This window comes from Prauserella sp. PE36, assembly GCF_003311655.1.
GTDB lineage: Bacteria > Actinomycetota > Actinomycetes > Mycobacteriales > Pseudonocardiaceae > Prauserella_A > Prauserella_A endophytica.
This window is the reverse complement of record NZ_QEQT01000061.1, coordinates 1-19861: the sequence shown is the minus strand read 5'-3', so window position 1 is coordinate 19861 and position 19861 is coordinate 1. Positions and strand designations below refer to the sequence as shown.

The window sequence follows — 19861 nt, the reverse complement described above, 5'->3', positions numbered from 1 at the left end:
GCCATGCTCGGGGGATGGGACTCGTCGAGAACCCGTTCTTCGCGAGGCTGTTCATCCGCATCGGCGCCCGCAACGAGGCGCGAGGGCAGGCGCAGCTGCGCCGGGAGCTGCTCGCCGGGCTCGCCGGCCACGTGATCGAGGTGGGCGCGGGCACCGGCCTGAACTTCCCGCACTACCCGCCGACGGTCGAGCGGATCGCCGCCGTGGAGCCGGAGCCGACACTGCGGGCGCGGGCGGCCGAGGCGGCCCGTCGCGCACCGGTGCCCATCGACGTCGTCGACGGCCTCGCCGACGCGCTGCCGTCCGGCGACGGTTCAGCCGATGCGGTGGTCGTGTCGGGCGTGCTGTGCTCGGTCGCCGACCCGCCCGCCGCGCTCATCGAGTTCCGGCGGGTGCTGCGGCCCGGCGGCGAGCTGCGCTTCTTCGAGCACGTCCGCTCGAGCGGTGCCGGGCGGGGCCGCTGGCAGGACTTCGCGAACCTGGTGTGGCCCCACCTGATGGGCGGCTGCCACCCCAACCGCGACACCGTGTCGGCTGTGCGACGTGCGGGCTTCGACCTGGTCCGCCTTCGCGAGTTGACCTTCCCGCCCGGCGCGAAGGTGTCGGTGGTGGCCACGCGCGTGCTCGGCGTGGCGCGGCCAAGGTAGCCAGGACGACGACCGGAGGGCCGACTAGGCTCAGCGCCATGTCGCGCCGATCGCTGCACAACCCCGCCCCCGACGCCGCCAGCCTCCGCGCCCGCCTCGACAGGGCTCGCGGCGCCGCCGCCGACGCGAACACCGACGCGCTGCTCATCGCGCCCGGCTCCGACCTGCGCTACCTGATCGGCCAGGCGGGCGGGTCGTTCGAGCGGCTCACCACGCTCGTGATCCCCGCGGCCGGGGACGGGCCACCCGCGCTGGTGGTGCCGAAGCTGGAGGCCCCCGGCTACTCCGACGTCCCGCTCGACGAGCTGGGCGTGGAGCTGGTGACGTGGGTCGACGGCGACGACCCGTACCAGCTCGTGGCCGGCCGCCTCGGCAAGCCCGGTCGCGTGGCCGTGAGCGACATGATGGCCGCGCTGCACGTGCTGGCGCTGCGGGCCGCCGTCGGCGACGCCGAGCAGTGCCTGGCCGGGCCGGTGCTGCGGGAACTGCGCATGCGCAAGGACGCCACCGAGATCGCCGCACTGCGCAAGGCAGGGGAGGCCATCGACCGCGTGCACGCGCGCATGGGCGAGTGGCTGCGTCCGGGCCGCACCGAGGCCGAGGTGGGCGCCGACATCACCGTCGCGATCGTCGAGGAGGGCCACACCGCGGCCGATTTCGTGATCGTCGGCTCGGGGCCGAACGGCGCGAGCCCGCACCACGACGTGTCGGACCGCGTCATCGAGAGGGGCGACGTGGTGGTGGTGGACATCGGCGGCCCGATCGCCGAGGGCTACAACTCCGACTCCACCCGTACCTACGCGGTCGGTGAGCCGCGCGACGCCGACGTGGCCGAGACCTACGCCGTGCTGCGGCGCGCGCAGCAGGCCGCCGTCGAGGCAGTGTGCCCCGGTGCCACGGCGCAGGAGGTGGACGCGGCAGCGCGCGACATCATCACCGACGCCGGGTACGGCGAGTACTTCATCCACCGCACCGGGCACGGCATCGGTCTCGACGTGCACGAGGAGCCCTACATCGTCGGCGGCAACGACCTCCCGCTCGAACCAGGCATGGCGTTCAGCGTCGAGCCCGGTATCTACCAGGCCGGCCGCTGGGGCGCGCGGATCGAGGACATCGTCGTGGTCACCTCCGAGGGCGCCGAGTCGCTCAACAAGCGGCCGCACGAGCTGGTCGTGCTCGACTCATGACCGGCGCCGGGCTCGAACCGCTGGACCAGGCGATCGTGCGGGAGCTGGCCGCCGACGGCAGGCGCAGCTTCACCGACCTCGCCGAGCGGGTCGGACTGTCGGTGTCGGCCGTGCACCAGCGGGTGCGCAGGCTGGAGCAGCGCGGGGTGATCCGCGGCTACACGGCCCGGCTCGACGGCGAGCAGATCGGCCTGCCGCTCACGGCGCTGATCTCCCTGACACCGAACGATCCAGCCGCTCCCGACGACTACCCGCAGCGGCTGGAGCACATCACCGAGATCGAGTCCTGCTACTCCGTGGCGGGCGACGAGTCCTACATCCTGCTCGTGCGGGTGGCCTCGCCGCTGGCGCTGGAGGACCTGCTGCGCAAGATCCGGGAGGCCGCGAAGGTGTCCACGCGCACCACCGTGGTGCTTTCCACGCCGTTCGAGGGCCGCTCGCCGAACCTCTAGCCCGCACGCGGCCCTGTCCGTCGCGGGCGCACGGGAGTACGGTAAAAGGTATGGCAACACGTAAGGTCACCTTGTCGCTGGACGCGGGTGCGCTCGAGTTCGCCGAACGGGCCGCCAAGGCGCACGGCATCTCGGTGTCGTCCTGGCTGTCCAAGGCCGCCCGCAGGGAGGCCGTCCGCACCGGTTACCACCCGCACGCAGCCCAGTCGGCCGAATCCGCGGCGAAGACGGACGAAGCGGAGATCGCGGCCGCGCTGGAGGACCTGCGTGCGGAGGGGTGAAGTCTGGACCTACCACCCACCCACGCGACCTGCCCGCCCCCGCGCGATCCTGCTGCTCTCCTCGGACGGCGTGAACGAGTCCGAGAGGCCCTGGCTGCTGGGCACCGAACTGCTGGAGAAGGACCCGCAGGACATCCTCGGTGTCGCGATCGACGGCCGGTTCTGGATCTCGACCCTGCAGCTCACCCGGATCTACCGGCCTTGGCTCGACCGCCGCATCGCCGCGATCGGCACCGACGTGCAGGAGCAGATCGACAGCGCGCTGCGCGCCGCCCTCGATCTCTAGGAGCGCGCTGAACTCGCTGCGTTGTCGGGTCACCCACGTGCGGCCCAGTGCGAGGGCGATCCTCCGCCTTGCGAGGTCACCGTCTGGATCGCCGCTCGCTACGGGCGGGGTCGTTCAGGACGCTCCTGGCGGTCAGCCTCGGCTCTGTGCGAGCACCGACGGCGCGGCGTGCAGGTTCCCGTCCTCGCCCTCCAGACAGGCCGCCGACTCGTCATTGGTGGTCAGGAACTCGCTCAGGCACCGGCCGAACTGCTCGTGCCCCGCGGCGTTGGGGTGGAACGACTCCTGGATGGCGTGGGTCGCGCGTTCGGCGTCGGAGAGGTCGTCCCATTGGACCGTGAACCGCGTGAACCACTCGCTGCTCGCGTCGCGACCACCGGAGCACGCCTCGTGGCCGTCCCCGGCGCGGGAGAGGTCGAGGAACCGCGCGCCGGCCTCCGACGCCGCCTGCCGCAGGCCCGCCGACAGCGAAGTCGCGCCGGTTTCCTTGACCCAGCGCAGATCCTCGGTGCGGAACGGGCAGCCGTTGAGGTTGCGCAGGTTCTCCGGGATGTCCGGCCCGATCGGCGCCGCATAGGACTGCAGCACCAGCTGGTAGTCGTCGTGGTCGTAGCCCGCGGTGCGGAGCACCTTCTTGATGTCCTCCAGCGCGCCGACGACCTTCGGCACCATCTTGTCGATCCGCGACTGCCAGTCGTTCTTGATCCGCTCGCTGCACGGATCGCCGTCGTCCATGAACCACGAGGTGAAGCACTCGGAGATCAGCCGCGAGAACCGAGGGTCGTCGTTGGCGCCGACGGCCACGACCACGGCCGACACGCGATGGCTCTTCACCAGCTCCGCCAGCTGCTGCGCCTGCGAGGGCTCCGTCCACTGCCGCACGTCGCCCAGCGCCACGTGGCCCGAGGGAGCACCGGAGCACGCGAGGTTCACCGACTTCACGATGCTCGTCACATCCACGTGGTGCACCGAGGCGTTGGGGGAGCGGTGACACCAGTTGCCGTCGCGGCCGTTGGTGTCGGCGGTGTAGTCGCCGGCGCCCTCGCCGGACATCGTGCTGTCGCCGAGCCCCACCACGGTCAACGGACCACGGCCGGGCGGGCCAGGCCTCTCGGTGGGCTGCTGCTCGTCCTTGCCGATGAGAACGAAGACTCCAACGAGGAGGGCGACCCCGACGAGTGCGAACGCGGCGAGCCACCAGCGAGATCTGGCCATCGCGGTCGAGTCTAGAAGAAAACGAGTGGCGGCCGTCGGGGCCCGCCGCCGATACTCGCGCCGTGCGCGCACGACACGAGAAGCAGGTACTGATCTTCGACGCCGACGACACGCTCTGGGAGAACAACGTCCTCTTCGAGCGGGTCATCGACGACTTCCTCGACTGGCTCGCGCACCCCACCCTCGACCGCGCCGAGCTGCGCGAGATCCTCGACGACATCGAGCGCGCGAACTCCGCCGCGCACGGCTACGGCAGCAAGGTGTTCCTGCGCAGCCTCGGCGACTGCGTGTCGCGGCTGCGGGAGCGGCCGGCCACGCGCGAGGAGCTGCGGCGGATCGACGAGCTGGCCGTCGCGCTCGTCGAAGGCCGGATCGAGCTGATCCCGGGAGTCACGGACACCCTGGACGCGCTGGGCGAGCGCCACGACCTGTTGCTGCTCACCAAGGGCGACACGGAGGAGCAGCAACGGAAGCTGGCCGTCTCCGGGCTGGAGCGGCATTTCGGCGGCATCCACATCGTCGCCGAGAAGCACGCCGGCACCTACCACGAACTCGCCCGCGAGTACGCGCTCGCGCCCGAGGCGACGTGGATGATCGGCAACTCACCGAAGTCCGACATCCTGCCCGCGAGGCAGGCCGGGCTCGGCGCCGTGTTCATCCCCAACGAGAACACGTGGGTGCTGGAGCACAGCGAGCTGGACCCCAACGATCCCGGCGTGCTGCGCCTGAGCGCGTTTCCCGAGCTGCTGCGGCACTTCTGAGGCGCGTCACCGCCCCGCGTTGTCGGCCCACCACGCGCGCCCGGACTCGGGCAGGGTCGAGATCGGGTCGTAGTACGGGTAGCGGCGGCGCAGCGCCTCGGGGTCGTGGTGCTCGATGCCGGTGCGGTAGTTCTTGGTCCAGTAGGAGATCCCGCGCTCGCGGTCGTACTCGGCGAGCTGGTGCACCCAGCGCTTGCCGACGTACGGGACGTCGCACACGATCCGCGGCGTCGCGTACCCGGGCAGGTAGCCCATGATCGCGTGCTGCAGCTCCTGCGCCTCCCACACGGCGAGCCGCCAGTGCTCGGCGTTCGGGATCATGTCGCACAGGTAGAAGTAGTAGGGCAGGATGTTCGCCTCGCCCTGCAACGCGAAGCACAGGTCCAGCAGTTGTGCCGGAGTGTCGTTGACGCCGCGCAGCAGCACGCCCTGGTTGCGCACGTCCCGCACCCCGACCTCGAGCGCCGTGCGCGCCGCCTCCGCGACGAGCGGGGTCACCGACTGCGCGTGGTTGACGTGGGTGTGGATGGCGAGGTTCACCCCCCGCCGCCGCGCCGTGCCCGCGACCCGCGCGAGGCCCTCCACGACCTTCGGCTGCAGCCAGTGCTGCGGCAGGCCCGCGAGCGCCTTGGTTGCCAGGCGGATGTCGCGCACGGTCTCGACGTCGAGCAGCCGCATGAGAAACGCCTCGAGCTGGTGCCACGGCACGTTGGCCACGTCGCCGCCCGACACCACGACATCCCGCACGCCAGGAGTGCGCTGGAGATAGCCGATGATGGCGTCCTGCCGGTCGACGGGCTTGAGGGTCAGCTTGTGCTTGTCGATGAGCTCGGTGGAGTTGCCGACGAGGTCCATCCGCGTGCAGTGCCCGCAGTACTGCGGGCAGGTGGAGAGCAGCTCCGCGAGCACCTTGGTGGGGTAGCGGTGCGTGAGGCCCTCCACCACCCACATCTCGGCCTCGTGCAGCGAATCGCGCTCGGAGTGCGGGTGGCTCGGCCAGACGTCGTCGCGGTCGCTGCGCACGGGCAGCATGTAACGCCGGACCGGATCCGCGTAGAAGGCGTCGGTGACCGTCTCCGGGTCCGTGCCCGCCTGCGGCGCCATGGTGTTGAGCATCTGCGGCGGCAGCAGCATCGACATCGTCGCCAGCTCGCGCTGGTCGGCGGCGAGGTCGTCGTAGAACCGGTCCGCCACCAGATCGCCCAGCACGCCGCGCAGCTGCCGGAGATTGCGGACGCAATGCACCCGCTGCCACTGGGCGTCGCGCCATTCGGCCTCGGTGACGTCCCGCCAGCCCGGAAAGCGACGCCAGTCGGGTTCGGCCAGCTCGGCACGCCGGTAGGTGTACGGCTGGTCGCCGGCATCGATGGCAGGTTCCTGGATCGCAGTCACATCTGCTCCTCATGTCGGTTCACGCGTTAAAATATCCTGCCATACAATCAATATGATGCAAATCTTCTCGTCACGAGGTGGCCTGGCAGACTGCTCGCCGTGAGTACCAGCAAGACCACGCTCCTGCTCGGCGGGCGGATCCACACACCCGGCTCGACCGACGCCACGGCCATGGCGGTCACCGACGGCACGGTCGTCTGGGTGGGCCAGGACGGACCCGGTCGCGCCCTGCACCCCGGCGCCGAGGAGGTGCCACTCGATGGCGCGTTCGTGGCGCCCGCATTCGTCGACGCGCATGTCCACGCCACCGCGACCGGCCTGCACCTGACCGGAGTCGATCTGACCGAGGTCCGCGACGCGGGCGAGCTGCTCGCCGCGGTGCGCGCCGCCGTCACCCCCGGCGAGGTCCTCTGCGCCCACGGCTGGGACGAGTCCGCGTGGACCAGCCCCCGGTTACCGAGCCGCGCCGAGCTCGACGAGGCGGCCGGCGGCGCGCCGGTGTACCTGAGCCGGGTCGACGTGCACTCCGCGCTCGTGTCGAGCGCGCTGATCGAACTGGCACCGACTGCCCGCGACGCCGACGGCTGGTCACCCGACGGACCCCTCACGCGCGACGCCCACCACGTCGTCCGCGCCGCCATGCGCGCCGCGATCACCCCCGGCCAGCGCCACCGCGCCCAGCGGGCCTTCCTGCACGCCGCGGCGGCAGCCGGGATCGTCAGCGTCCACGAATGCGCGGGCCCCGACATCTCCGGCGAGGCGGACCTCTCCGACCTCCTGCGCCTGGCGGAAGAGTCCGGCCTCCCCGAGGTCGTCGCCTACTGGGGCGAGCTCGGCGCGGCCGACACCGCGGCGCGGCTCGGCGCCCGCGGCCTCGCCGGTGACCTCTTCGTCGACGGCGCGCTCGGCTCGCACACCGCCGCACTGCACGAGCCGTACGCCGACCAGCCGGACAACCGCGGTGCCCGCTACCTCGACGCCGAGACCATCGCCGGGCATCTCGCCGCCTGCACCGAAGCGGGGCTGCAGGCCGGTTTCCACGTCATCGGCGACGCAGCCGTGGCCGAGGTCGTCGAGGGCTTCCGGCTGGCGGAGAAGACCGTCGGCCAGCGCGCCCTCGCCGGGAGGCGCCATCGTCTCGAACACGTCGAGATGATCGATGCCGAACAGGCCCGGGCGCTGGCGGGCTGGGGCGTCACCGCGTCCGTGCAGCCGCAGTTCGACGCCGCCTGGGGCGGTCACGACGGCATGTACGCCACCCGGCTCGGCGCCGAGCGCGCCGCCGCGCTCAACCCCTTCGCGACGCTCGCGAGCGAGGGTGTGCTGCTCGCGTTCGGCTCCGACGCCCCCGTGACGCCGCTCGAACCGTGGGCGAGCGTCCGCGCGGCCGTGCACCACCACACGCCGGGCGCCGGGGTATCCGCCCGCGCCGCCTTCAACGCGCACACCCGGGGCGGGCACCGCGCCGCCGGGGTCAACGACGGCGTCACCGGCAGCCTCGTGCCCGGCGCGCCCGCGCACTACGCCGTCTGGGAGTCCGACGCCCTCGTCGTCGCCACGCCCGACTCTCGCGTGCAGCGCTGGTCCACCGACCCCAGGGCACAGGTGCCCGGGCTGCCGCCGCTCGAACCGGGCGCGCCGTTGCCCCGCTGCCTGCGCACCGTCCGCGCCGGTGAGGTGATCTACGAGCGCCCGTAGGCGGGCCGAGCCCACCGGCGCAACGCGTCGATGGTCGTCTCCGGTGAGGTGTTGAAGCAGAACCTGATCCCGGGCACGAGCTGCACCAGCAGATTCACGACGCGCTCGAACAGCAGGGTGTACTCCTCGGCCATCCGCAGCCCGGCGCCGATCACCACCACCTGCACCGGCCGCGCGGCGACGGCCTCGCGGATCTTCTTCTCCGCGTCGTCCGCGTCGTCGGAGGTGAGGCGGCACGGCACGATGTCGAACCCGGCCTCGCGCAGAGCCGCCTCACCGGCCTCGATGCGGGCCATCAGCATCTCCTCGGTGATCTCCGGGTAGCGGCTGAAGTCGATCGCGCTCGGATGCATCCCGAGCGACAGGACGGTGTCTCCCTTGCTGGTCACCACGAAAGGTCCCCTCTGTCGAAACAGTGCTCATGTCCACCGCCGCCAGCGACGCCGGGCAGCCCGTACAGCAACTGCAGTGAAGGCCACCATCACTGCGTTCAACGCAGTGATGGTGGCCTTCACTGCGGTCGGTCGGAATGCTTCGTGCCCCAGCGTCGCCGAGCTCGCCGCCGCGCACCAGGACCTCTCCGGCATGGGTCTGCGAGTACCACCCCGAACCCTGTGCCGCCCGGCATGATGGGGTCGTGGACAGAGCCGAATTGGCCGCCGTGCTGCGGACCGCGCGGGCGCGGGTCAAGCCCGCCGATGTCGGCCTGCCGGCGGGCACCCGCAGGCAGGTGCCCGGGCTGCGCCGCGAGGAGGTCGCCCAGCTCGCCGGACTCGGCGTCGACTACGTGACCCGGCTCGAACAGGGCAGAGGCCCCCGGCCCTCGGTGCAGGTGCTCACCGCGCTCGCCAGGGCCCTGCGGCTGTCCGACGACGACCGCGACACGCTGTTCCGGCTCGGCGGCGCCGCTCCGCCGCAGGACGGCCGCGTTCCGATGCTGGTCCGGCCCAGCGTGCTGCGGCTGCTCGACCGCATGTCGGACCTGCCCGCCCTCGTGCTGTCGGCCAAGTCCGACGTGCTCGCCTGGAACCCGCTCGCCGCCGCGCTGCTCGGGGACCTCTCCGAATGGCCGCCCGCCCGGCGCAACCTCATCTGGCAGCGGTTCCTCGGCCCGGCACCGGACCCGGACGCCGAGTCGGCCGCCGACTGCGTCGGCTGCCTGCGCACCGCCCACGCCCGTTATCCCGGCGACCCCGACCTCGCCCGCCTCGTCACCGAGCTGCGCACCGGCAGCGCCACGTTCGACCGGCTCTGGCGGGCCGCCCGCTCCGGACGCCTGCGCTCCGGCAGCGTGACCGTCCAGCACCACGAACTCGGCACGCTCACCCTCGACTGCGACATCCTCTCGGTCCCGGAGGACGACCAGTTCTTGCTCGTCTACTCCGCCGCGCCCGGCACGCGCACGGCGTCGGCGCTGGAACTCCTCCGGGTCACCGGCCTTCAACGATTCACCCACTCACAGTGACGTGATCTGCCCGCGCGTTACGCTGTCGAGGTGACTGCCGCGGCCGAAGCGCCCCTCTCCACCGAGCGTCACGAGCCAGTCCCGAGGAGCCGTCGGCTCCTGCCGGTGCTCGCCCGGCTCGCGCTGACCGTCGCTTCCGGACTGATCCTCTTCGCCAGCTTCGCGCCGCGCCCGTTGTGGTGGCTCGCTCCGCTCGCATTCACGGGTTTCGGGCTCGTGCTCCATGGCAGGAGGATGTGGGGCAGCGCCGGCTACGGCACCGTGTTCGGGCTCGCGTTCTTCCTGCCGCACCTGCTGTGGATCCAGGACTTCCTCGGCGACGACTTCGGCTCCGCCCCGTGGCTCGGCCTCTCCACCGTGCTGGCCGTCTACATCGGCCTCGCCTGCGCGCTCATGCCGTTCGCCGCCCGGCTGCCCGGCGCTCCGGTGTGGCTCGCGATGGTGTTCCTGCTCCAGGAGTTCGCCCGCTCCCGCTGGCCCGCCAACGGCTTCCCCTGGGGCCGCGTCGGCTTCAGCCAGCCCGAAGGCGCCTACCTCTCCCTGGCCTCGATCGGCGGGGTTCCGCTCGTCGGCTTCGCCGTGGTGGTCACCGGATTCGGGCTCGCGTGGCTCATCATGGGGATCCGCGAGCACGGCGCGCGCCCCGGCCGCCTGCTCGTTCCCGGCCTCGCCGCGATCCTGCCCGTGACCGTTGGCCTGGCGGTGTGGCCGACCGTCGGCACCGGCCCCGAGGCGGGAACCCGCACCGTCGCCATCGTGCAGGGCAACGCCCCCGACATCGGCCTCGACCTGCTCGGCCGCCGCGACGTCATCCGCGCCAACCACCTGGCCGAGAGCGAGCGGCTCGCCGAGCGCATCAGGACGGGCGAGCTGCCGCGCCCGGACCTCGTGGTGTGGCCAGAGACCGCAACCGAGGTCGACGGCCCCGATCCGGCGCTCGACGCCATGGTCGACGAATTCGGCGTGCCCGCGCTCATCGGCGGCGCCTATCGCGCGCCCGACGGCAGGACCGAGAACGCCGTCATCGCGTGGCGGCCCGGCGAGGGCGAGGGGGAGCGCTACGTCAAGCAGGAGCTCGTGCCCTTCGCCGAGTACATCCCGCTACGCCCCATAGCGAGCTGGTTCACCCCATTCCTCGACGACACGGTGGACATGCGCTGGGGCACCGAACCCGGCGCACTCGACGTCGCGGGCACCCGGGCCGGGCCCGTCATCTGCTACGAGGTGGCCTACGACTACGTTTCCCGGGAGGCGACGACGGCGGGGGCGCAGTTGCTCGTCGTGCCCACCAACAACGCCTGGTACGGCCCGGGGGAGATGAGCTACCAGCAGCTGGCGATGTCGCGTGTGCGTGCCGTCGAGCACGGCCGCGCCGCGGTGGTGGCGGCGACCAGCGGGGTCAGCGCCATCGTCCAGCCGGACGGTAGCGTGACGCAGCAGACCGGTCTGTTCACCGCGGGGTCACTGGTGGCCGACGTGCCATTACGGCAGCAGACTACGCTGTCGGATCGACTCGGTGCGTCGACCGAGTACGTGCTGGTCGGGGCCGCGCTCATCGCGGTGGTCGCCGGGTTCGTGCTCCGGTCGCGCACGCGCCGCGCCAGCGCGGACCACACGCGATAGAAGGGGAGAAGCATGGCGGAGGGCACGCAGCACAGGGAGGAGATCGACCCCGTGCTGGTGATCATCCCGACCTACAACGAGCGGGAGAACCTCACGCCACTCCTGCAGCGGCTGCACGCGACGCTGCCGCAGGTGCACGCGCTCGTGGTCGACGACGGCAGCCCCGACGGCACCGGCGAGCTGGCCGACAAGCTCGCGGCCGCCGACGACCGCGTCCACGTCCTGCACCGCACCGAGAAGGCCGGCCTCGGTGCCGCCTACATCGCCGGGTTCCGCTGGGGACTCGCCCGCGACTACCGCACGCTCGTGGAGATGGACGCCGACGGGTCCCACGCGCCGGAGGACCTGCCTCGCATCCTCGACGCGCTCGCGGGCGCGGACCTCGTGATCGGCTCCCGGTACGTGCCGGGCGGAGCGGTCGTCAACTGGCCGCTGTCCAGGCAGTTCATCTCGCGCGGCGCCAACCTCTACTCCCGGCTCGCCCTCGGCATGGGCGTCAATGACAACACCGCCGGCTTCCGCGCGTACCGCCGTGAGGTGCTCGAGAAGCTCGCGCTCGACGAGGTCGCCTCGACGGGCTACTGCTTCCAGATCGACCTCACGTGGCGCACCGTGCAACAGGGCTTCGAGGTGGTCGAGGTGCCTATCACGTTCACCGACCGCGAGGTCGGCGAGTCGAAGATGAGCGGCGCGATCATGGGGGAGGCCGCGCTCAAGGTCGCCCAGTGGGGCCTCCAGCGCAGGCTGGGCCAGCTGCGCAGGCTCCTCGGCCGCTGACGACGGGTCCAGCACAGGGCAGAGCCCCCGCGGCGAGAGGTCGCGGGGGCTCTGCTGTTGGTGGGAGCGGTGCGTGGCCGGTGGCCGTCAGGCGCGCGTGCCCCTTCGACCCTTCAGCTCGGCGAGCCGCTCGTTGAGCAGCTCCTCGAGCTCGGGGATGGAGCGTCGCTCGAGCAGCATGTCCCAGTGCGTGCGCGGCGGCTTGGTTTCCTTGGGCTCGGGCTGCCCGCCGTCCACGATCTCCGACTCGGTGCCGTGCAGGCGGCACTCCCACACGGATGGGATCTCGGCGTCGTCCGAGAACGGCACTTCGAACTCGTGGTTCTTCGGGCACGAGTAACGCACGGTGCGCCGGGGGGCGAGGTCGTGATTGCGGTCGGTTTCGTAACTGACCGCTCCCAACCGGCTTCCACGGAGAACACGGTCGGCCATGAGTGGGTCCTTTCAGTCGGCTCCCAGCCAGGGAGCCAGGGCGGTGCTCACCCTGTGCAACGAGGTTACGGGTCGTTGAATTCCCAACCGACCATGTCGTTACTCATGATGAGCTGCATCACCCTCGGGAACAGCTTTCTCTAGTGGGAGACGTTCACCGTCTCCGCGTGACGCGCAAATGCCTCTCTTCTTGGGGATATCCCCCACTTGGGCTAGGTAGCAGCCACTCAGGTCAACCGCAGCTGCCCCTGGTGGGACACCGTTGGCCCCAAATCGCCTCGGCGAAAGTGGCGACGACAAAGTACCTGGTAACGGACTGTAGCCGTTTCGGCCTGCGCGCGTGTCGTTACCGAATTCACCTCAGCGGTGGACCTCGCCGTACCGCCGGTGTCGGCCACGACCACCGTGTCACCCTCGCGCACCACCCGGCCGTCCCGCACGCGCGCGTTGAACCGGCCGGGCAGCCCGCACCAGCACAGCACCTCCACCTGCACGGGCTGCAACTCGTCGGCCAGCTCGAACAGCCGCCGCGCGCCGGGGAACAGCTCGCTGCGGAAGTCCGTCGCGATCCCGAAGCAGTAGACGTCCACGTGAGCGTCGTCTGCCAGCTCACCGAGCTGCTCGACCTGGGCGGGGGAGAGGAACTGCGCCTCGTCCACGATGAGGTAGTCCACGTGCCGCCCGCTCGCCCACGCCTCCCGCACCAGCGCGCGCAGGTCGGTGTCCGACTCGACCTCGACCGCAGTGCGCGTGATCCCGATCCGGCTGGTGATCCGCGGCGCGCCGGAGCGGTCGTGCCGCACCAGCAACAGGCCCTGCCGCCCCTGCCGGGCGAGGTTGTGGTCGATCTGAAGAGCGAGCGTCGACTTCCCGCAGTCCATCGGGCCGTAGCAGAACTTCACTTTGCCCGCGATCGGCAGCTCCCTGCGGGCACCCCACGCCGGGGCGGACGAGAGCGCGTCGGTCGGGTCGGAATTCTCGTTCTCCACGGCGGTCACGTCGAGCGACCCTATCCGGCCCGGCGGCTACAGTACGGCAGGCTCCCGGTTACCCGCCGCCGCGATGGCCCTTCTCACAGGAACCAGCGCCACGAGCACGAACCCGACCACGAAGAAGACCACCAGCGCGATGATCGCGTACCGGAACGAGCCCGTGGCGTGCCCGACACCGGCGAACAGCAGCGGACCCAGCCACGACGTGCCGCGCTCGCCGATCTCGTAGAGCGAGTAGTACTGGGCCTCCTTGCCCGCGGGGATCATCTGGCTGTACAGCGAGCGCGACAGCGCGTTGGTGCCGCCGAGCACGAGCCCGATGCCCACCGCCACGGCGTAGAACTGCAGCGCCTGGCCCTCCTGCACGAAGTACGCGGACGCGATCACGGCGATCCAGACGACGAGGCTGCCGAGGATCGTCTTCTTGGCACCGAAGTGGCGTGCGGCCAGCCCGTGGGCCATACCGCCGAAGTACGCGACGAACTGGATCACCAGGATCGTCGCGATGAGCACCTCGTCGCTGAAGCGCAGCTCCTCGGTCCCGTACTGGGCGGACACCGTCACCACGGTCGAGATGCCGTCGGTGTAGATCAGGTACGCGCCTAGGAACGCGAGCGTGAGCGGGAACGCCCGCGCCGCCCGGATCGTGTCGCGCAGCTCCCTGAAGCCGGCCCGTACGACGCCGAGGCCGCGCTCGGTGCCATGCGGGGCCTGCCGCTCCCGTAGCCTGCGCAGGGGGATGATCGTGAACACCGCCCACCACACGCCGGAGCTGAGGAAGCAGATCCGCACCGCGGTGGACTGCGTGATGCCGAACGACTCGTGGCTCAGGTAGAACGCCAGCTGCAGGGCCAGCGCCACGCCGCCACCGAGGTAGCCGAACGCCCAGCCGCGCGCCGATACCGCGTCCCGCTCGTCGGGCGTGGCGATGTCGGGCAGGAACGAGTAGTAGGTGACGATCGACGCGCCGTATCCGATGTTGCCGAGGATGTAGAGGGCGACGCCGAGCTGCCAGCGGCCGTCCGCGACGAAGAACAGCAGTGCCGAGGCCGTCGCGCCGAGGAGTGCGAACCCGCCGAGGATGCGCTTCTTGTACTGGCTGCGGTCGGCGATCGCTCCGGTGATCGGCAGCACCAGCACCTGGATGATCGTGGCCACCGAGAGCAGGTAGCCCCACAGGGAGCCGGCCGGGAACTCGAGGCCGAACATCGAGACGTCGCAGTTCTGAAGGTTGTTCTCGTCGCCCTGCGCGTCGACGCACGGGTTGGGGCCGTTGCGCGCGAGATCGCGCTTCGCGTCGTCGGCTGCCACCGAGCTCATGTACAACGCGCCGAAGACCGTGATGACCGACGTGTAGAACGTCGAGTTCGCCCAGTCGTAGAAGTACCAGCCGCGCTGCTCCCGCTTGCGTTCCCCGGCGTCGGCGGCCGGCGCTGGGCCCTGCGGGGTGACGGTCATGCGGTGCTCCCTGCAGTGCGAGTCGGCGAGTGAGCGGAGAGTACTGCCTGGCCATAGCACGGCAGAAGCCGGTGCGACGGCGTGTCGGTCATCGCATCCCCCGTCTGTGGTATGAGATACTGTTGTTTTTGGTGTGACTCTTGTGGCTCATTGTCCGGTTTGCTTAGTGTGCTGTCATGGACAGGCACTGGGCAGGTACGGCGAAACGACTGGTAGTGCGCTTTCTGCTCGTGGCGGGGGTGGCACTCGGCCTGCCGGTGGCGCTGAGCGTGCCGGCCGCGGGAGACCCGTCGCCGGACACGTGGGCCAAGCTGCGCATGTGCGAGTCGACGGACCGCTACACCGTCAACACCGGCAACGGGTACTACGGCGCCTACCAGTTCGACCTGCCCACCTGGCGCAGCGTCGGCGGCACGGGCAGGCCCGACCAGGCCACGCGCGCCGAGCAGGACTACCGCGCGCTGTACCTGTACCGGATGCGTGGCTGGCAGCCCTGGGAGTGCGCCGGCATGCTTGGCCTCGTCAACGACCGCGACGCGCGCAGCAAGGTCAAGCCGAGCTACTCCGACTCCGCCTACATCAGCGGCAGCAAGCCCGCGCCCGCGAAGCCGGTGAAGCCGGCCTGGCCGGGCGTCGTCTACGCGTACGGCGACTGCGCACCGGAACTGCGCGCGTTCCAGCTGCGGATGAACGCGTTCGGCTACGGCTTCCAGGGCACCGGCTGCTACTACGAGAAGACCCGCAAGGCCGTGCTCGAGCTGCAGCGCGCCAACGGCATCAACGACTCGGGACGTCTCGGCCCGAAGACCTGGAAGGCGGCCTGGAGCGGCAAGGCGCCGCGCTAGGGGCTGTGGCCGTTGACCGAGGGCCAGGCGCCGCGCTCGATCAGCAGCTCCCGCAGGAGGTCCGGGCGGTCGGTGACGATGCCGTCCACGCCGAGATCCAGTAGCGAGCGCATGTGCTCCTTGTCGTTGATCGTCCACGTGTGCACCTCGACGCCCGCCTTCCGCGCCGAGCGCAGGAAAGCCTTGTCCACAATGGTCATCCGTCCCTGCCGTACCGGCACCTGCGCGAGCGCGCCCCGGCTCAGGAAACCGAGGCGCAGGAACGGCAGCCAGCCGTTGGCCCAGAGGATGGCGGCCGAACGCGGGCCGAGCGAGGTGATGAGCCGCGGCCCGGCGAGCTTGCGCAGCCGGGAGAGTCGGGCGTCGGAGAAGGACGCCCCGGCGACCCGGTCGAAGGCGTCGAGTCGTTCGAGCACACGGACGAACGGCTCCACCGCGCCGGCCGCCTTGACGTCGACGTTGAAAAACGCGCCGGGGAGCTCTTCAAGGACGTCCTCCAGGCGCGAGATCGGTGCCCTGCCCCCGACTTTCGCTCTGCTCACGGTGCGCCAGCTCTGCCGTGCGATCGGGCCGGTGCCGTCGGTGGTGCGGTCGAGCAGCGCGTCGTGATGCACCACGACGACGCCGTCCGAGGTGGCGTGGACGTCGGTTTCGACGTACCGGAAGCCTTCCGCGACGGCACGCTGGAACGCGGGCAGGGAGTTTTCCATTTCGGACATTTCGTCCAGATGCCAGCCCCGATGTGCGAACGCGCGGGGGCGCGGCTCGGCGAGATAGGGATGCGGTGGCGTCGGCACGCTTCAAGTGTGCCGCCCCGGCGTGGCCTCGGCATGAGCAATTGGTGGCGAGCTAGGGTCTGACACGTGAGCGATCTGGCTGGACCCGCTGTTGCGTCACGTGACGAATTGCGGGAGTTGCGCGCCCCGGTGCCGAAGCACTGTGGCTGGTGCGGCCGCAGGCTCGAGCAGAGCGGGACGGTCGGTCGCAGGAGGCGCTACTGCGGTCAGTCGTGCCGCCAGCGAGCCTACGAACGACGGGCGGCCGTCCAGCGCACGGGCCTGCCCGAGGATGCCGTCGTGCTGTCCGACACCGAGATCGCCACACTTCAGGACCGGCTGTTCCAGCTGCGGTGCGCCGCCGAGGACGTCGTCACGGCCGCCGAGGACGGCGCGTCCACCGACGAGATCCGCCGGATGGCCGCGGAACTGGCCAGCGCCGCCCACGAACTCGAACAGCTCCGCTGACCCGGCATCCAGCCTGCCGCTCCCAATACGTCACGGTGACGTTTTGGGGGCGCGCCGGGGAGAGGCGACAGGGGAGTACACCCGAACGGGCAGCGGACCGATCAGGAATCGAGAAGCGCGGGCTCAGCGGCCACGGATAGCGTGACCGGCATGGACATCACCATTCACTCGAGCTTCCTCCCACACGACGACCCGGACGCCGCGCTGAAGTTCTACCGCGACATCCTCGGCTTCGAGGTCCGCAACGACGTCGGGTACGAGGGCATGCGCTGGATCACCGTCGGCCCACCCGGCCAGCCCGGCACGTCGATCGTCCTGCACCCACCGGGTGTGGACCCCGGCATCACCGACGAGGAGCGCCGCACCATCGCCGAGATGATGGCCAAGGGCACCTACGGAGGCGTCAATCTGGCGACCAAGGATGTCGACGCCACGTTCGACCGGCTGCAGGCCGCCGGCGCCGAGGTGGTCCAGGAGCCGATCGACCAGCCGTACGGGGTTCGTGACTGCGCCTTCCGCGACCCCTCCGGCAACATGATCCGCATCCAGCAGCTGCCCTGACGTTCACGTAACAGTCCAGAATCGCAGCTCGACGTACTGCTCGACACCGCTCGACCCCGATGGAGACACCGATGACCAAGGCCACGAGAGCCAAGGCGGCCAGATCGAAGGCACCGAAGGCGCAGCAGGCCGAACCGCACGCCGCCGACAGTCACGAGATGATCCGCGTGCACGGCGCGCGCGAGAACAACCTCAAGGACGTCAACGTCGAGCTGCCGAAGCGCCGGCTGACGGTCTTCACCGGGGTCTCCGGGTCGGGCAAGAGCTCGCTGGTCTTCAGCACGATCGCCGCGGAGTCGCAGCGCCTGATCAACGAGACCTACAGCGCGTTCATCCAGGGCTTCATGCCGACGCTCGCGCGGCCCGAGGTCGACGTCCTGGACGGGCTCACCACGGCGATCATCGTCGACCAGGAGCGGATGGGTGCCGACCCCCGGTCCACGGTCGGCACCGCCACCGACGCCAACGCGATGCTGCGCATCCTCTTCAGCCGGCTGGGGAAGCCGCACATCGGCTCGCCACAGGCGTTCTCCTTCAACGTCGCCTCGATCAGCGGCGCGGGTGCGGTCACCTTCGAGAAGGGTGGCCGCACCACGAAGGAGCGGCGCAGCTTCAACATCGTCGGCGGCATGTGCCCGCGCTGCGAGGGCCGGGGTCAGGTCAACGACATCGACCTGACCCAGATCTACGACGAGAACAAGTCGCTCAACGAGGGCGCGGTCACCATTCCCGGCTACAGCATGGAGGGCTGGTACGGCCGCATCTTCCGGGGCAGCGGCTTCTTCGACCCTGACAAGCCGATCAAGAAGTACACCAAGAAACAGCTCAACGACCTGCTCTACAAGGAAGCGACCAAGATCAAGGTCGAGGGCATCAACCTGACCTACATGGGTCTCGTCCCGCAGATCCAGAAGTCGTTCCTGTCCAAGGACGTCGACGCGATGCAACCGCACATCCGCGCGTTCGTGGAGCGCGTGGTGACGTTCCAGACGTGCCCGGAGTGCGACGGCACCAGGCTGTCCGCGGAAGCCCGATCCTCGAAGATCAAGGGGATCAGCATCGCCGACGCCTGCGCCATGCAGATCACCGACCTCGCGGAGTGGGTGAGTGGTCTCGACGAACCGTCCGTCGCGCCACTGCTGGCGGCGCTGCGCCACACGCTCGACTCGTTCGTCGAGATCGGGCTGGGCTACCTCTCGCTCAACCGCCCTTCGGGCACGCTGTCGGGCGGCGAGGCGCAGCGCACGAAGATGATCCGCCACCTCGGGTCGTCGCTGACCGATGTGACCTACGTCTTCGACGAGCCGACGATCGGGCTGCACCCGCACGACATCCGGAGGATGAACAACCTGCTGCTGCAGCTGCGGGACAAGGGCAACACCGTGCTCGTGGTGGAGCACAAGCCGGAGGCGATCGAGATCGCCGACCACGTCGTGGACCTCGGCCCCGGCGCGGGCACCAACGGTGGTCAGGTGGTGTTCGAGGGCACCGTCGAGGGTCTGCGGGCCAGCGACACGCTCACCGGGCGGCACCTGGACGACCGCGCCTCGCTCAAGCCGTCCGTGCGGACGCCGTCGGGGAAGCTCGAGGTGCGCGGGGCGGACACCCACAACCTGCAGAACGTCGACGTGGACATCCCGCTCGGCGTGCTGGTGGTCGTCACCGGCGTCGCGGGCTCGGGCAAGAGCTCGCTGATCCACGGCTCGGTGTCCGGGCGGGATGGTGTGGTATCGGTCGATCAGACCGCCATCCGCGGCTCGCGGCGCAGCAACCCGGCGACGTACACGGGGCTGCTGGAGCCGATCCGCAAGGCGTTCGCCAAGGCCAACGGTGTGAAGCCCGCGCTGTTCAGCGCCAACTCCGAGGGCGCCTGCCCCAACTGCAACGGCGCCGGTGTCGTCTTCACCGACCTGGGGATCATGGCCAGCGTCTCCGCGCCGTGTGAGGTGTGCGAGGGCAAGCGGTTCCAGGCGGAGGTGTTGGAGTACAAGTTCGGTGGCCGCGACATCAGCGAGGTGCTCGGCATGTCGGTCGCCGAGGCCGAGGCGTTCTTCGGCGACGGCGAGGCCAAGACGCCCGCGGCGCACAAGATCCTGACCCACCTGTCCGACGTCGGCCTCGGCTACCTCACGCTGGGCCAGCCGCTCACCACGCTGTCCGGCGGTGAGCGCCAGCGGATCAAGCTTGCGACTCGCATGGGCGAGAAGGGCGGCGTGTACGTGCTGGACGAGCCGACGAGCGGCCTGCACCTGGCCGATGTCGAGCAGCTGCTGGGCCTGCTGGACCGGCTCGTGGACTCGGGCAAGTCGTTGATCGTGATCGAGCATCACCAGGCCGTGATGGCACACGCGGACTGGATCATCGATCTGGGTCCGGGCGCGGGTCACGACGGCGGGCGGATCGTCTTCGAAGGCACGCCTGCCGACCTCGTCGCCAAGCGTTCGACGCTCACCGGCGAACACCTCGCGGACTACGTCGGCGCCTGACCGATCGCCCCCCAAGGCCACCTTTGTTGCGTTCAACGCAACAAAGGTGGCCTTGGGGG

General features: G+C 70.4%; 21 protein-coding genes. 14 read left to right on the top strand and 7 right to left on the bottom strand.

The genetic code is table 11. The annotated features are described in order from the left end of the window. The first annotated feature begins 14 nt into the window (after nt 1-14). From DI005_RS15235 to DI005_RS15215, 5 genes are read left to right on the top strand one after another with little or no spacing between them, the layout of a single operon-like run. Nucleotides 15-647, top strand: coding sequence for a class I SAM-dependent methyltransferase (locus tag DI005_RS15235; RefSeq protein WP_113642564.1), 633 nt, complete (start codon nt 15-17; stop codon nt 645-647). A 38-nt stretch (nt 648-685) separates the two neighbouring features. Further along, a complete protein-coding gene (locus tag DI005_RS15230) occupies nt 686-1834 on the top strand; it encodes a Xaa-Pro peptidase family protein (protein WP_113642562.1) in 1149 nt (382 codons plus the stop codon). Then, nucleotides 1831-2286, top strand: coding sequence for an Lrp/AsnC family transcriptional regulator (locus DI005_RS15225; protein WP_110336054.1), 456 nt, complete (start codon nt 1831-1833; stop codon nt 2284-2286). Before DI005_RS15230 ends, DI005_RS15225 begins: the two co-directional genes overlap by 4 nt. Before the next feature lie 50 nt (nt 2287-2336). Continuing rightward, entirely contained in the window at nt 2337-2567 is a 231-nt protein-coding gene (locus tag DI005_RS15220; RefSeq protein WP_110336053.1) for a hypothetical protein, read from the top strand. Next, entirely contained in the window at nt 2554-2853 is a 300-nt protein-coding gene (locus DI005_RS15215) for a hypothetical protein (RefSeq protein WP_112270413.1), read from the top strand. Before DI005_RS15220 ends, DI005_RS15215 begins: the two co-directional genes overlap by 14 nt. 132 nt (nt 2854-2985) lie before the next feature. On the opposite strand, the gene DI005_RS15210 is transcribed toward DI005_RS15215, so the two are convergent. Continuing rightward, nucleotides 2986-4068, bottom strand: a complete 1083-nt coding sequence (locus tag DI005_RS15210) for a GDSL-type esterase/lipase family protein (protein WP_113642560.1) — start codon at nt 4066-4068, stop codon at nt 2986-2988. Nucleotides 4069-4130: 62 nt separating this feature from the next. On the opposite strand from DI005_RS15210, the gene DI005_RS15205 reads away from it, so the two are divergent. Next, on the top strand, nt 4131-4829 hold the full coding sequence (locus DI005_RS15205) for an HAD family hydrolase (protein ID WP_113642559.1): 699 nt from the start codon (nt 4131-4133) through the stop codon (nt 4827-4829). 6 nt (nt 4830-4835) lie between these two features. Here DI005_RS15205 and DI005_RS15200 read toward each other — a convergent pair whose 3' ends face one another. Next, nucleotides 4836-6221: a KamA family radical SAM protein gene (locus DI005_RS15200; protein ID WP_112270419.1), complete on the bottom strand. Its 1386-nt coding sequence runs from the start codon at nt 6219-6221 to the stop codon at nt 4836-4838. Nucleotides 6222-6320: 99 nt separating this feature from the next. On the opposite strand from DI005_RS15200, the gene DI005_RS15195 reads away from it, so the two are divergent. After that, nucleotides 6321-7919: an amidohydrolase gene (locus DI005_RS15195; RefSeq protein ID WP_113642557.1), complete on the top strand. Its 1599-nt coding sequence runs from the start codon at nt 6321-6323 to the stop codon at nt 7917-7919. On the opposite strand, the gene DI005_RS15190 is transcribed toward DI005_RS15195, so the two are convergent. Continuing rightward, the gene (locus tag DI005_RS15190; RefSeq protein ID WP_228713778.1) at nt 7904-8308 is read right to left on the bottom strand and encodes a hypothetical protein; all 405 of its coding nucleotides are present in this window, start codon (nt 8306-8308) and stop codon (nt 7904-7906) included. The genes DI005_RS15195 and DI005_RS15190 overlap by 16 nt on opposite strands. 248 nt (nt 8309-8556) lie before the next feature. Between DI005_RS15190 and DI005_RS15185 the strand changes: the two genes are divergently transcribed. The 3 genes from DI005_RS15185 to DI005_RS15175 are packed head-to-tail and all read left to right on the top strand — an operon-like array spanning nt 8557 to nt 11784. Next, nucleotides 8557-9384 carry a helix-turn-helix transcriptional regulator gene (locus DI005_RS15185; RefSeq protein WP_113642555.1) on the top strand — a complete coding sequence of 276 codons (828 nt, stop codon included), beginning with the start codon at nt 8557-8559 and terminating at the stop codon, nt 9382-9384. Nucleotides 9385-9414: 30 nt separating this feature from the next. Next, complete coding sequence (lnt, locus tag DI005_RS15180; protein ID WP_113642553.1) at nt 9415-11007, top strand: apolipoprotein N-acyltransferase; 1593 nt, start codon at nt 9415-9417, stop codon at nt 11005-11007. A gap of 12 nt (nt 11008-11019) precedes the next feature. Next, nucleotides 11020-11784, top strand: a complete 765-nt coding sequence (locus tag DI005_RS15175) for a polyprenol monophosphomannose synthase (protein ID WP_112270426.1) — start codon at nt 11020-11022, stop codon at nt 11782-11784. 87 nt (nt 11785-11871) lie between these two features. Here DI005_RS15175 and DI005_RS15170 read toward each other — a convergent pair whose 3' ends face one another. From DI005_RS15170 to DI005_RS15160, 3 genes are all read right to left on the bottom strand, one after another. Next, nucleotides 11872-12216, bottom strand: a complete 345-nt coding sequence (locus DI005_RS15170) for an RNA polymerase-binding protein RbpA (RefSeq protein ID WP_110336043.1) — start codon at nt 12214-12216, stop codon at nt 11872-11874. Between the two features lie 227 nt (nt 12217-12443). Beyond that, on the bottom strand, nt 12444-13214 hold the full coding sequence (locus DI005_RS15165) for a thymidine kinase (RefSeq protein ID WP_112270428.1): 771 nt from the start codon (nt 13212-13214) through the stop codon (nt 12444-12446). Between the two features lie 27 nt (nt 13215-13241). Then, on the bottom strand, nt 13242-14666 hold the full coding sequence (locus DI005_RS15160) for an MFS transporter (protein WP_112270430.1): 1425 nt from the start codon (nt 14664-14666) through the stop codon (nt 13242-13244). A gap of 176 nt (nt 14667-14842) precedes the next feature. On the opposite strand from DI005_RS15160, the gene DI005_RS15155 reads away from it, so the two are divergent. Then, nucleotides 14843-15511 carry a transglycosylase family protein gene (locus tag DI005_RS15155; RefSeq protein WP_112270432.1) on the top strand — a complete coding sequence of 223 codons (669 nt, stop codon included), beginning with the start codon at nt 14843-14845 and terminating at the stop codon, nt 15509-15511. Here the strand turns inward: DI005_RS15155 and DI005_RS15150 are convergent. Then, nucleotides 15508-16308, bottom strand: a complete 801-nt coding sequence (locus DI005_RS15150; RefSeq protein ID WP_113642551.1) for a glycerophosphodiester phosphodiesterase — start codon at nt 16306-16308, stop codon at nt 15508-15510. The two genes, DI005_RS15155 and DI005_RS15150, sit on opposite strands and share 4 nt — an antisense overlap. A gap of 66 nt (nt 16309-16374) precedes the next feature. On the opposite strand from DI005_RS15150, the gene DI005_RS15145 reads away from it, so the two are divergent. From DI005_RS15145 to DI005_RS15135, 3 genes are all read left to right on the top strand, one after another. Continuing rightward, nucleotides 16375-16755: a hypothetical protein gene (locus DI005_RS15145; RefSeq protein ID WP_199542812.1), complete on the top strand. Its 381-nt coding sequence runs from the start codon at nt 16375-16377 to the stop codon at nt 16753-16755. 150 nt (nt 16756-16905) lie between these two features. Next, the gene (locus tag DI005_RS15140; RefSeq protein WP_112270436.1) at nt 16906-17316 is read left to right on the top strand and encodes a VOC family protein; all 411 of its coding nucleotides are present in this window, start codon (nt 16906-16908) and stop codon (nt 17314-17316) included. 71 nt (nt 17317-17387) lie between these two features. Next, nucleotides 17388-19802 carry an excinuclease ABC subunit UvrA gene (locus tag DI005_RS15135; RefSeq protein WP_113642550.1) on the top strand — a complete coding sequence of 805 codons (2415 nt, stop codon included), beginning with the start codon at nt 17388-17390 and terminating at the stop codon, nt 19800-19802. Nucleotides 19803-19861: the final 59 nt, after the last annotated feature.